Annotated in this window: 13 protein-coding genes and 1 rRNA gene; 1 reads left to right on the top strand and 13 read right to left on the bottom strand. The window is 43.2% G+C overall.

Annotated features, from left to right (window positions below):
• Positions 1-234: 234 nt before the first annotated feature.
• Positions 235-1,005 (bottom strand): TatD family hydrolase, encoded by a 771-nt coding sequence (locus A6K76_RS01430; RefSeq protein ID WP_066461366.1) that lies wholly within the window; start codon positions 1,003-1,005, stop codon positions 235-237.
• A 371-nt stretch (positions 1,006-1,376) separates the two neighbouring features.
• Positions 1,377-3,341: a methionine--tRNA ligase gene (metG, locus tag A6K76_RS01425; protein WP_066461363.1), complete on the bottom strand. Its 1,965-nt coding sequence runs from the start codon at positions 3,339-3,341 to the stop codon at positions 1,377-1,379.
• A gap of 457 nt (positions 3,342-3,798) precedes the next feature.
• On the opposite strand from metG, the gene A6K76_RS01420 reads away from it, so the two are divergent.
• A complete protein-coding gene (locus A6K76_RS01420) occupies positions 3,799-4,077 on the top strand; it encodes a transition state genes transcriptional regulator AbrB (RefSeq protein WP_066461361.1) in 279 nt (92 codons plus the stop codon).
• A gap of 102 nt (positions 4,078-4,179) precedes the next feature.
• Here the strand turns inward: A6K76_RS01420 and rsmI are convergent, their stop codons facing one another.
• The 11 genes from rsmI to rrf all read right to left on the bottom strand — a co-directional run bounded on the left by rsmI (position 4,180) and on the right by rrf (position 12,185).
• Positions 4,180-5,052, bottom strand: a complete 873-nt coding sequence (rsmI, locus tag A6K76_RS01415; RefSeq protein ID WP_066461360.1) for a 16S rRNA (cytidine(1402)-2'-O)-methyltransferase — start codon at positions 5,050-5,052, stop codon at positions 4,180-4,182.
• A 1-nt stretch (position 5,053) separates the two neighbouring features.
• A complete protein-coding gene (locus A6K76_RS01410; protein ID WP_066461359.1) occupies positions 5,054-5,308 on the bottom strand; it encodes a GIY-YIG nuclease family protein in 255 nt (84 codons plus the stop codon).
• Positions 5,295-6,041, bottom strand: a complete 747-nt coding sequence (locus A6K76_RS01405; RefSeq protein WP_066461356.1) for a tRNA1(Val) (adenine(37)-N6)-methyltransferase — start codon at positions 6,039-6,041, stop codon at positions 5,295-5,297. The genes A6K76_RS01410 and A6K76_RS01405 overlap by 14 nt, the downstream gene beginning before the upstream one ends.
• Positions 6,042-6,350: 309 nt before the next feature.
• On the bottom strand, positions 6,351-6,707 hold the full coding sequence (gene yabA / locus A6K76_RS01400; protein ID WP_066461354.1) for a DNA replication initiation control protein YabA: 357 nt from the start codon (positions 6,705-6,707) through the stop codon (positions 6,351-6,353).
• Positions 6,708-6,733: 26 nt separating this feature from the next.
• Complete coding sequence (locus tag A6K76_RS01395) at positions 6,734-7,549, bottom strand: PSP1 domain-containing protein (RefSeq protein ID WP_066461352.1); 816 nt, start codon at positions 7,547-7,549, stop codon at positions 6,734-6,736.
• A gap of 3 nt (positions 7,550-7,552) precedes the next feature.
• Entirely contained in the window at positions 7,553-8,545 is a 993-nt protein-coding gene (holB, locus tag A6K76_RS01390) for a DNA polymerase III subunit delta' (protein WP_083995170.1), read from the bottom strand.
• Between the two features lie 51 nt (positions 8,546-8,596).
• Positions 8,597-9,034, bottom strand: a complete 438-nt coding sequence (locus tag A6K76_RS01385; RefSeq protein WP_066461348.1) for a YaaR family protein — start codon at positions 9,032-9,034, stop codon at positions 8,597-8,599.
• A 56-nt stretch (positions 9,035-9,090) separates the two neighbouring features.
• Entirely contained in the window at positions 9,091-9,420 is a 330-nt protein-coding gene (locus tag A6K76_RS01380) for a cyclic-di-AMP receptor (RefSeq protein ID WP_066461347.1), read from the bottom strand.
• A 63-nt stretch (positions 9,421-9,483) separates the two neighbouring features.
• A complete protein-coding gene (tmk, locus tag A6K76_RS01375; protein ID WP_066461346.1) occupies positions 9,484-10,110 on the bottom strand; it encodes a dTMP kinase in 627 nt (208 codons plus the stop codon).
• Positions 10,111-10,116: 6 nt separating this feature from the next.
• Positions 10,117-11,523 (bottom strand): aminotransferase class I/II-fold pyridoxal phosphate-dependent enzyme, encoded by a 1,407-nt coding sequence (locus tag A6K76_RS01370; protein WP_211271715.1) that lies wholly within the window; start codon positions 11,521-11,523, stop codon positions 10,117-10,119.
• 546 nt (positions 11,524-12,069) lie between these two features.
• A 5S ribosomal RNA gene (rrf, locus tag A6K76_RS01365) occupies positions 12,070-12,185 on the bottom strand.
• Positions 12,186-12,355: the final 170 nt, after the last annotated feature.

Raw genomic sequence — 12,355 nt, 5'->3', positions numbered from 1 at the left:
AACTGGCATTTCGCGTATGGTGGCTCGCTTTCCTGGGGCTCGGCTCAAGCCTCCGCGCCTCTCCTATGTGGATGCTTACGGGGTCTTGAGGCACGAGCTATTCCCCAAGGAGTCTCGCCACCCGCTCCATGCCACAAAAATGCAGCGTTCATCTCCGTCTTGCTACTAAAAACAAGCAATTCAGCTGTATAAAAATAGCTAATCAACAGACCTGAGGCGGTGCATTTTCTTCATTCATGAAATTTTAAAAAACTTTAGTGCATTCGCAGTTGTCGCTGCAGCAACTTCCTCGACTGAAATGTTTTTCAAGCGTGCAATTTCCTCTGCCACAAGCGCCACATACGCAGGCTCATTTCGCTTACCACGGTACGGGTGTGGCGTTAAATACGGTGCATCTGTTTCGATTAATAAATGCTCTAACGGAATTTCCGTCGCCACCTCTTTTGGCTGACGTGCATTTTTAAACGTTACCGGTCCACCTAAGCTAATCATGAAGTTCATATTAATACAGTCGCGCGCCGTTTCGACACTGCCGCCGTAGCAATGCATAATGCCGCCAACTTCCTTCGCATCTTCTTCCTTCAAAATACGCACAACATCGCCTGTCGCATCACGGTTATGAATGATAATTGGTAGCTGCAGCTTTTTCGCTAGCTGAATTTGCTTGCGGAACCAGTATTGCTGTACATCCTTTGGCGACTTGTCCCAATAATAATCTAAGCCTGTTTCACCAATGCCAACAACTTTCGGATGTGCTGCAAGCTCCTCGATCCATTGTAAGTATTCATCTGTACAATCGATCGCATCTACTGGGTGCCAACCAATGACCGCATAAATAAAGTCATACTCCTCAATAAGCTGCATTGCGCGTTTAATCGTTACTTCGTCAAAGCCGATAACAACCATGCGCTCCACTTTCGCCGCTAATGCACGGTCGATTACTTCCTGTAAATCGTTGTCCCAATATTGGTCTGCGTTTAAATGTACGTGTGTGTCGATTAACATATGTTATCCATCCTTTTTTTATAATTAAAATATCAGGTCTGTTGATTAGCCACTTTTATGGTTCATCACCGTAAGCTGGGGTTGACGTATAAAAGTTGCTTGAAACGAGAGGCGGACTCCAGCGGGAAAAGCGCGAGCCTCAAGACCCCGCAGTCGTGAGGCACGAACGACGTGGGGGCTTGAGGAAGGCGGTGAACGCCACTACACGAGTCACCGCCTTCATGACCAACATCGTGTTCGCCGCCGAGCCCCAGGAAAGCGAGCCACCATACGCGAAATGCCAGTTTAATGGCTAATCAACACGCTTGTTAAAATATAACATGTAGAGAAAAAGCCTGTCGAAGTGCATTCACTCCCACAGGCTTTCGCTATTACTTCACTTTTGCGCCGTTCGCAAGCGTTTGGTCCACTGTCGCTAGTTTCAGTACGTCACCGTGTGAACCTGCTAATATCATACCTTCTGATAGCTCACCACGTAGCTTCGTCGGCTTTAAGTTCGCTACGACGATTACTTTTTGACCGATTAGCTCCTCGGGTGTGTAGAACTTCGCAATGCCTGATACGACTTGACGTTTTTCATAGCCTAAATCGACTTGTAGCTTTAATAACTTGTCTGCTTTTTTCACTGGCTCACAAGCGATCACTGTCGCTACACGTAAATCCACCTTCATGAAATCATCAATTGAAATTTCAGGAACTTCCTCTTTTTCAACTGCTGGTGCTTCTTCTAGCTCCGGCTGTTTTACTGAGCTTTGCATTTGCTCACGAATGTACGCCACTTCCTCATCTTTATCTAAACGAGGGAAAATCGGCGTTCCTTTTTCGACTACTTTTGTACCGTCAGCAATAACATTTCCGAACGTCGAAATCGATTCCCATGATAGTAACGATTCGTCTAAGCCAAGCTGCTCTGCGATTTTTTTCGGCGCTACCGTCATGAACGGCTGTAACATTACCGCAATGTGACGTAAGCTTTCCGCTAAGTTTTTCATTACAGCTCCAAGCTTCGCCGCGTCCGCTTCGTCCTTCGCTAAAACCCAAGGCTGCGTTTCATCAATGTACTTGTTCGTACGTGATACGAGTGACCACACGTCTGAAAGTACAACGCTAAATTGCATCTTTTCCATACTTTCTTCATATTTAACACGCACATCGCTCGCAAAATCAATTAACGTCGCATCAAATTCAGTCGCTTCGACATTTTTCGACGGAATGACACCATCGAAATATTTGTTAATCATCGACACAGTACGGTTTAACAAGTTACCTAAATCGTTTGCTAAGTCGAAGTTCGTACGCTCAACGAATGATTCTGGTGAAAACACACCATCTGAGCCAAATGGTAGCTCGCGCAGTAAGAAGTAGCGCGTCGCATCTAAGCCGTAACGCTCGATTAACATTTCAGGATATACGACATTGCCTTTTGATTTCGACATTTTGCCGTCCTTCATCATAATGAAGCCGTGAGCGAAAATTTTCTTCGGTAACGGTAAATCAAGTGCCATTAAGAAAATTGGCCAATAAATTGTATGGAAGCGCACAATATCTTTCCCGACAACGTGAACGTCTGCTGGCCAATATTTATTGAATGCCGCGTCGTTTTCTGTACCGTAGCCAAGCGTCGTAATATAGTTCGACAATGCATCTACCCATACGTAAATAACGTGCTTCGGATCTCCTGGAACTTTAATGCCCCAGTCAAATGAAGTACGAGAAACCGATAAATCCTCTAAACCAGGCTTAATGAAGTTGTTAATCATTTCATTTTTGCGCGATTCTGGCTCGATGAACGACGGGTTTTCTTCATAGTATGCTAATAACCGATCCGCATATTTTTTCATGTTAAAGAAATATGATTCTTCTTTTACAACTTGCACATCACGACCACAGTCTGGACATTTGCCATCCTCTAGCTGCGTTTCAGTGAAGTACGACTCACAAGGAACACAATATAAACCTTCGTATTCACCTTTATAAATATCACCGTTATTTAAAAACTTTTCGAAAATCTTTTCGACTGTATCTGTATGGCGCTTCTCCGTCGTTTGTACGAAATCATCATAAGAAATATCCATAAGCGTCCAAAGCTCTTTTGCCGCCTGTGCAATTTCATCAACGTATAACTTTGGCTCTTTGCCTGCTTCCGCTGCTTTTTCCTGAATTTTTTGTCCATGCTCATCCATACCTGTTTGGAAACGCACGTCAAAACCGCGTAAACGCTTGTATCGTGCCATTGCGTCTGATGCGACTGTCGTATATGCTGTTCCGATGTGGAATTTACCACTTGGGTAATAAATAGGCGTCGTAATATAAAATGTATTGTTTTGTTCGCTCACCTGTATGCGCTCCTTTAATATCAATATACTCTCTATTCTATAGAAGTACGAAAAGCGTTTCAAGTACACTATCCTTGACAACACATTTATCGCCTATTTTTATACATATATTTTATTGACATAATATCAGTTTTAGCATTTGTATGAACAAACGTGAATATTAATTACTTCAGACTTACAAAAAGTTCGACAAAATAGTCATTTTGTCGAACTGTCGAACACGTTATTTAACCATATAAATTCCAACTTTATAACTATTTTTTACATTTTGTGTTAATTATTAGATGGATAGGGTACTTTAATCTACATAAACACTTAATTTTTACTTTACGTCTCTTGAACAGTACTAAATTATTGACGTTTATGGCATTAGTTGGTATGATACCACATAGACAAGATGATAATGTCGAACTTTGACGAAATGTATATACTGATATATATTAGGAGGAATATTTTTATGAAATCAACAGGAATCGTGCGTAAGGTAGACGAACTAGGACGCGTCGTTATTCCAATCGAATTACGTCGTACGTTAGGTATTGCAGAAAAAGATGCATTAGAAATTTATGTAGATGATGATAAAATTATCTTAAAAAAATATATGCCTAACATGACATGTGCAGTAACAGGTGAAGTATCAGACAACAACTTCCGCTTAGTTGGCGGTAAGCTGATCCTTAGTCCAGAAGGTGCAGAAATTTTAGCAAAAGAAATCGAGTCAAACTTAAACAAATAAAATCCTTTTTTCCGATGTGTAATGCCATACACATCGGTTTTTTTATGCCTAAAAAAGCATACATATGCCACCGTTACGATGGATATGTATGCTTTCATTCATTTATTGATGATATGCGTTGTAAACGTCGCGCTTTTGCATGCCGCGCAGCTTAGCAACTTCCTTAATCGCATCCTTCGACGATTGTCCAAGCTCGCTCATAATGTAATCGACGTGCTGCTCAAGCGTGAAATCTTGCCAATACGGCGCTTCGTCGAATAGCTCGTCCGCTTCTTTATTTCCTTCTAGCACTAAACAAAACTCACCACGAATTTCGTTATTATTTGCCCATTCGACCGCTTCCTCTAACGTACCGCGTAAAAATTCCTCAAATTTTTTCGTCAGCTCACGTGCAAGCACGATACGACGATTGCCGAGCACAGTATGCATATCTTTTAACGTATCCTTTAAGCGATGTGGTGCCTCATAAAATAAAATCGTTTCCTCGCGACGACGTAAACTCTCGAGCGTTTCTTTACGCCCTTTTTTACCGCGCCCTAAAAAGCCATAAAAGTAAAATGGCTGCGGCGAAATGCCTGATGCGATCAATGCGGTTAATGCTGCGTTCGCCCCTGGAATCGGCACGACCGCAAAACCTTCTGCAATCGCTTTTTCAACAATATCTGCTCCAGGGTCTGAAATGCATGGCAGCCCAGCATCACTCACTAGTGCAACTTGCTTGCCGTCACGCAACAAATTTAAAATTTTCTCGCCGCCAACTTCGATGTTGTGCTCATGATAGCTCGTCAGCGGTGTCGAAATGTCGAAATAATTGCATAGCTTTTTCGTATTGCGTGTATCTTCCGCTGCAATCATGTCGACCTCTTTTAAAATGCGCAGTGCACGCATCGTCATATCCTCCAAATTGCCAATTGGTGTTGCGACTAAATATAAGCAACTACTTGCCTCGTGTGTACTACTTTTTTGTGACTTCATCCTATTCTCCCCTTACTATTTTCTCTTTTTGCTTGCGTGTTAATTGCTTAAATGCGTATTCGCGGCGCAATGCTTCCTGCTTCGTATCGAAATATTCGACATGAATGACCGTCACCGGAAGACGCGCTTTCGTATACTTAGCACCTTTTCCCGCATTATGTGTTGCAACTCGGCGTTCGATATTGTTCGTATAACCGGCATAAAACGAGCCGTCCGCACATTCGAGCACGTAAAACGCATGGTTATTTGTCTCCATATAACAGCACTTTCACTTCGTCTGTATATTCGTTATTGTCGTTATATACAAATAACGGTGGTAACACCTTTAACCCTGCTTTCCCATCTTTAATGCCTTCTATTAAAATTGTATTCGCCTCTTTGCCATACTTCGGATAAATGAGCTGCATGCGCTTTGGCTCTAAACGGTGCTTGCGCATATACGTTACGATATCGAGCATGCGCTCTGGTCGATGCACGAACGACGCTTTCCCGCCTTGCTTTAATAAACGACTCGCTGAAAAAATAGCCTGCTCAAGCGTTAAATACAGCTCATGTCGCGCAATCGCATGGTGCTCATTGCTATGCTTTTCCGTTAGCTCATGTGCTAAAAAATATGGTGGGTTGCATGTCACCGCATCATATTTTTCAACGCCAAGTGTTGCAGGAGCATCATTTACGTCTCCTTCGACAATTGTAATTTGTGAATCGAGCTCATTATACGTCACACTGCGGCGCGCCATATCAGCTAAGCGTGGCTGTAGTTCTATCGCTGTAATGTGAGCCTTTGAACGCGCAGATAAAAATAGCGGAATGACGCCGTTTCCTGCACAAAGATCGACAATTTTACCTTTGCTTGATAGCGGAATGCCTGCAAATTTTGCAAGCAGCACCGCGTCTAATGAAAATGAAAATACAGATGGGCTTTGAATGATGCGTAAATTTTCCGCAAGTAAATAATCTAAGCGCTCATCGCCTTGTAATAAATCCATATAAACCTCCTGTGACTGTAATGATTGTTACTTTGTTGCTTTTCGCTTTGAGGCAGGCTTTCCACGGGGGAATTGCTTGTTTTGAACCGTAAAATGAAAATCAACGCTGCATTGTCCTGGCAGGGAGCGTGCGGCGAGACTTCTTGGGGAATAGCTCGTGCCTCAAGACCCCGCAAACGCGAAGTATGAGCGTTGAGGAGGCTTGAGCCGAGCCCCAGAAACGCGATCCGCATAAGCGATGATTAGCTAATCAACAAAACAAAAAGCCGCAACTTACAGCAGTAAGCGCAGCCCTTCTGTTTTGTTGTATTAGCCATTTTGTTTATTTAAAAACGATAAACAAAATAGACAATCCTCACCTTTTCGTGAACCTCCAAAGTGTACATGACAAACGTGGAAGCCCTCGTGATAAAGACGTGCTAAGTTATCATAGCCTTCCCCGATGTCCACAGCACTCACTTGTTCCCCCGATTGCGCCTCCGCTTCAGGCTGTGTGCTCAACACTTCCTCTAAACGCTTGCGCAGGTGAAGGTTTTCCGTTTGAAGTGATTGGTGCTCTTCCATCATATGTGCAACGAATTGCTTTAATGTAGAAAACTGCTCCTGCATCACCTCGAGCTGTTGTTCGAACTCCATAACAGTATCTAAAAAATTACGGTCCTTCACTCAAGCCACCTCATTAATCTGTTTATCTATATAAGATTTTTTTCCCAATCTAGTAATTCTTGTAACGCGTATTCAACAACGCGATCCGTCTCTTTTAATTGTACTTGAATTAAGCGCTCGAGTACATTCAAACCGACAACTTTTCCTTTACCATCTGGTGTTTTTGTAAATTCACCAATATCGGGCATGCCGGCTTTCGCTTCCTCGTAGTCGTCGTTTTCGTACTTTAAACAGCACATTAAACGGCCACAAAGCCCTGAAATTTTCGACGGGTTGAGTGATAAGTTCTGGTCCTTCGCCATTTTAATCGATACTGGCTCAAAATCACCTAAAAATGTCGAGCAACAAAGCATACGTCCACATGGGCCGATTCCACCAAGCAGCTTCGCCTCATCGCGCACACCAATTTGTCGAAGCTCAATGCGCGTGCGGAAAATAGATGCTAAATCCTTTACTAAATCACGAAAATCTACGCGCCCTTCTGCAGTGAAGTAAAAAATGATTTTGTTGCGGTCAAATGTGTATTCTACATCGACAAGCTTCATTTCTAACTTATGTTCACTAATTTTCGTCGTTGCAATCGCAAATGCTTCCTTCGACTCGCTTAAATTGCCCTCTACTTGCAAGCTATCGCGCTCATCTGCTGGACGTACTACCTGCTTAAGTGGCAAAATGACTTCCCCTTCTGCTACTTGTTTCACTGGTACAACGACTTTACCATATTCTATACCTCGTGCAGTTTCCACGATTACATATTGTCCAACTTCCAAGTCAAACTCGATTGGATCAAAATAATATATTTTACCCGCCTTTTTAAAGCGGACCCCTACAACATTATACAAAAATTATCCCTCCTGCAGATTCAGCATGAGCTGCTCCATCATCAGTGCCCGGTTCATATTGCGCTGTAAATAACTACGCGCCTGTAAAATTGCTTGCATTTGGTTCGACAAACGCGCATACGTTGAATGTAACGCTAAATCACGCCATAATGCAGAAGCATCCGGATACGTCAAAGCTGCATCGGGATTGGCTTTATATGCCACAATATCTCTATAAGCAAAGAGCAATAAGTCTAATGCTTGTTCCATATCGCTTTTCTCTTTAAACGAGGGTAGCCAATCTTCATGCACAATGAGCAATGCTTCATGTACATTTTTTTGAACTGCTTCTACTAATTTTAACACTGTTTTTCGTGCATGTGCAAACTGCTCATCTTCACTAAGTGTAATTGCTGTTTCCACCTCGTTTGTCACCATACTAACTGTGGCTGCCATCGACTGTGTAATGCCCGCTTGTTGTAGCTGCGTCATCAATATGTGGCGCGGCAGCTTTTGAAATTTAATATGCTGACAACGAGACCGAATTGTCGGTAAAATGGATTGTATTTGCTCGGTAATTAAAATGGCCGTTACTAATCCATCTGGCTCCTCTAAAAACTTTAGCAACGTGTTCGCTGCCCCCACGTTTAAACGATCAGCATGCTGCAAAATATATATTTTTCGGCCGCCCTCCATGCCTTTTTTCTTCAATTCACCAAGCAGCGCACGCATTTGCTCGATTTTAATAAATGTGCCGTCTGGTTGTACTGTTAAAACGTTCGGATGATTGCCGGATGCAACACGCACGCAATTGCGACACGTTCCACAAGGCTGCTCGTTATGTAGCTGCTCACAAAGTAGTAACTGTGTAAACATCGTCGCTACTTCTTTTTTATGTGTGCCTTTTTCACCATCAAAAATATAGGCATGAGCAGTACGATTTTTTGCGACAATCATTTGAAGTTGCTTAATGACGACTGGTTGTATATGTTGTAATTGCTCAAATGAATGCGTCAAAGCTTCTCCTCCTGCTCTCGTTAGAAAAAACCCCGCGCACGTACGCACGGGTTATGTGTATATGTTAATTAATAAACCTTTAATCTCACCAATTTTAGCAAGTAAATCAATTGTTTCTTTTTCCTCGTTCAATAAATCCTCTGCTAATTCAACTAGCTTTTGATCGACTGTTTCAACGACTTTTAAACGACGACCCTCACCGAAGCGATTCCATGTTTGCGACTGCTTTAAATCTAATCCGTGGTCAACTGCCTCTTGTAAAAAGCGGCGCACAAGCATTTTAAAACGCGTCAGTTCACGCAAATTACGTGAACGTGCTACACGATCTCCAGCTGCTGAAATATCGCCAAGTAAGCGCGTCAATTGCTCAGACTGCATTTTCCCGCCTTGCTTCACGACCATGTCACTAAAGCGTGTATTCACTTGATTTTTATTTTGATTCGGCTGGTTTAAACCGATCCCAGCACGCATATTTTGGTTAATTTTCATCGTTCAATCCCTCATTTCACCTGATGCTCGCTAAACGCTTCCATCAATTATGTCGGCTAAAAATGATGGAATTGTTCAATTGGTAAAACAAATACGGTTGCCCCGCCTACTTCTACCTCTACTGGATAAGGAATGTACGCATCAGCATTGCCGCCCATTGGAGAAATTGGCGCAACTAATTGGTCACGTGCTCGGCAATTATCACGAATTAATTGAAGTAAAGACGGCACATTGTCATCATTCGTACCAACTAAAAACGTCGTATTACCTGCGCGTAAAAATCCACCTGTACTAGCTAATTTCGTCGCACGAAAATCAGCTTGTGTTAATGCATTCGACAAACGATTGCTATCTTGATCTTGTACAACAGCGATTACCATTTTCATATGCGCTCACCCTTTCGTTCAATAGCTAAGTTCATTATAGCATACTCAACAACGGACGATATATTACTTTACGTCTAGCACTTCGCTTAAAATATCCCATACGTCCGCCACAACTTGTTCAAGCGGCTGGTTCGCATTGACGACACGCACACGCTGCGGATTTTCTTTCACAACGCGCTCATACCCTTCATACACTTTATGATGAAACGCTAATCCTTCAACATCTAAGCGGTTCGTCTCGCGCTCAGCTGCTGCAGCAATGCGTGCTAAGCCGTCCTCTGGTTGAATATCAAAGAAAATCGTCACGTCCGGCATATATTCACCAATCGCAAATTCATTAATTCCTTTCACCGCGTCCATACCGATCCCTCGCGCATACCCTTGATACGCAAGCGATGAATCGATAAAGCGATCACATAATACGTGCTGACCACGCTCCAATGCTGGCTTTACTTTCTCAAAAAAATGCTGCGCACGAGCTGCTGCATATAACAACGCCTCCGTCCGCTCATGCATCGCGGTATGCTCTTTATTTAAAATCACTTCACGAATTTTTTCTGCAATATCAATGCCCCCAGGCTCACGCGTAAACAACACATCGTCGTGCTGCATGCGCTGTGCGATATGCTGTAACACGGTTGTTTTCCCTGCACCTTCTGGACCTTCAAATGTAATAAATAATGCTGTCATCTTTTCTCACTCTTCCATTATATATAATCGCTGCTGTTCAATACGATGCTCCCCTTGAATCGAACATTGTAGCGCAACGTATCGTTCAATTGCTTCAATATGCTTTGTTGTAATGCGTTCACCTTTCACAAGAAGCGGTATGCCCGGCGGATACGGTACGATATATTCCGCGCTTTTTCGCCCGATTGCCTCGCTAAATGTCGCAAGCGTACACTGTCCCTCTTCATACGTATCAAGTGCAGTCACTTCATCTGTATAATCGAGCATCGGCGCTTCCGTATGCTGCGGCGTTTGTTGCTGTAGCACATTAACTGCTCGCTCGATTTTTTCAACTGCCTCGTCATACGGATAATGCTGATCTTTCGTTAATAACGGCAGCACGAGTAATACTTGCTCATTGTCCGCAAGCTCAATGAATACATGCTGTGCCTCAAGCGCTTCCTTTAGCTGAAAGCCGCTATATCCTACTACACGAACGCATAACTTTAACGGGTCTGCTGGTGTAATGACGTCAACCGTTCGCTGCAACGCTTCGATAAAACGCGCACGCAGCTGCATCATATGTGCAAAATCATCATCTGTATAATTCGCTACAACATGACGTGCATCATCTAAAGATGCGAGTAGCATATACGACGGGCTACTCGACTGCAGCATTCGCAAATATTTTGCCACTTGCGAACTTTTTATTATATCGGAACGAACGTGTAAAAAGGAAGCCATCGTCATCGCGCTTAACGTTTTATGCGCTGATTGCACGACGATATCTGCCCCGCATTGCAGCGACGACTTTGGAAACGACGCGTTTGCCTGCAAATGCGCGCCATGTGCTTCATCTACTAACACAGGTATGCTCGCTTTATGTGCGACGTTCACAATTTCTTGTAGCGCTGCATGCACGACGCCGTAATATGTAGGATTCGTTAAAATAAGTGCCTTCGCATGTGGATACTGTGCAATCGCTCGCTCTACCGTCTCCACCTCAACATGCCCTGCCGTTTTTGTGTACGGATCAAAGCACGGTGCAAGTAATACTGGTATTACCCCAACGAGCTCTAACGCATGAAACACCGACTTATGCGCATTGCGTTGCACGAGCACAACATCACCTGCTGTACACGTCGCATAAATCATCGCTAAATTCCCAACAGTCGAACCATTTACTAAAAAAAAGCTCGCATCGGATTTATATGTTTTCTGAAGTAGCTGCTGCGCCTCCGCAATACATTCCTCCGCATAATGTAAATCATCTAATGTCGTTAGCTCTGTTACATCGTAAGCAAGCGCTGTACGATATGCTTGAGGCAATGTCGATAACAAGCCATTTTTATGTCCCGGTACGTGAAATGAAATCGGTCGTTGCTGCTGAAATTGCTCAAGTGCTACTACGAGTGGTTTTTGTTGTTGGTTCATCGTTATATCCTCGCTTTTTCATGCTATACCTTTTTGTCAAACAAGCTTTTTGTCAAACAAGCTTTTTATCTAAACATACTTACTCATCGTAATATAAGCAATTCAGGATTTCAAAACATTTGAAACGTATATATAGAAAATAATCTAAACACGCGTGTTGATTAGCCATTCAATTGGCAGGGCGCGTATTGCGGCTCGCGGGTGCCTCTGCGGTTACTCGTCGCAGATCAATGTACTGGGGCTAGGGAGCGAACACGATGTTTGTTCTGAAGGTGGTGACTCGTGTAGTGGCGTTCACCACCTTCCTCAAGCCTCCGCAAGCCTCCGCTCCTATGTCACGGCTTACCGGGTGTTTCGTCACGAGCTTTTCCCTAAGGAGTCTCACTGAACGCTTCCTGCCACTACAAAACAGCAATAATTCTTATTTTGCTGTTCAAAATAAGCGATTCAGCTGTATAAAAGTGGCGAATCAACAGACCTGTTCTATCATATAATTCGAAACAACAAAAAAACCGACTAAGCATGAAGCTTAATCGGTTTATGTGTGCGAAGCGACGTCCTACTCTCACAGGGGGAAACCCCCAACTACCATCGGCGCTAAAGAGCTTAACTGCTGTGTTCGGTATGGGAACAGGTGTGACCTCTTTGCCATCGTCACTTCACTATATTACGGCTTCCAATCTACGGCGCAATTCATTGTCAACTTGCTTGTAGTATGTTGAAACCTTTACGTAGAAAATTCATTCTACTTAATTAGAAAGAATTGTTCTTTCAAAACTGGATAAACACGATATCATTGAAAACAGATTTGGTTAAGTCCTCGACCGATTAG

Source organism: Caryophanon latum, from assembly GCF_001700325.1.
Classification (GTDB): Bacteria; Bacillota; Bacilli; order Bacillales_A; family Planococcaceae; genus Caryophanon; species Caryophanon latum.
The sequence above is the reverse complement of the archived record's forward strand: the minus strand, read 5'-3'. Positions and strand labels throughout refer to the sequence as shown.

What these genes read in the sequence shown, in the direction of transcription:
- A6K76_RS01430 (WP_066461366.1), bottom strand. Translation starts at nt 1,005, where the DNA reads ATGTTAATCGACACACACGTACATTTAAACGCAGACCAATATTGGGAC.
- A6K76_RS01420 (WP_066461361.1), top strand. Translation starts at nt 3,799, where the DNA reads ATGAAATCAACAGGAATCGTGCGTAAGGTAGACGAACTAGGACGCGTC.
- rsmI (WP_066461360.1), bottom strand. Translation starts at nt 5,052, where the DNA reads ATGAAGTCACAAAAAAGTAGTACACACGAGGCAAGTAGTTGCTTATAT.
- A6K76_RS01410 (WP_066461359.1), bottom strand. Translation starts at nt 5,308, where the DNA reads ATGGAGACAAATAACCATGCGTTTTACGTGCTCGAATGTGCGGACGGC.
- A6K76_RS01405 (WP_066461356.1), bottom strand. Translation starts at nt 6,041, where the DNA reads ATGGATTTATTACAAGGCGATGAGCGCTTAGATTATTTACTTGCGGAA.
- A6K76_RS01385 (WP_066461348.1), bottom strand. Translation starts at nt 9,034, where the DNA reads ATGAAAATTAACCAAAATATGCGTGCTGGGATCGGTTTAAACCAGCCG.
- A6K76_RS01380 (WP_066461347.1), bottom strand. Translation starts at nt 9,420, where the DNA reads ATGAAAATGGTAATCGCTGTTGTACAAGATCAAGATAGCAATCGTTTG.
- tmk (WP_066461346.1), bottom strand. Translation starts at nt 10,110, where the DNA reads ATGACAGCATTATTTATTACATTTGAAGGTCCAGAAGGTGCAGGGAAA.
- A6K76_RS01370 (WP_211271715.1), bottom strand. Translation starts at nt 11,523, where the DNA reads ATGAACCAACAACAAAAACCACTCGTAGTAGCACTTGAGCAATTTCAG.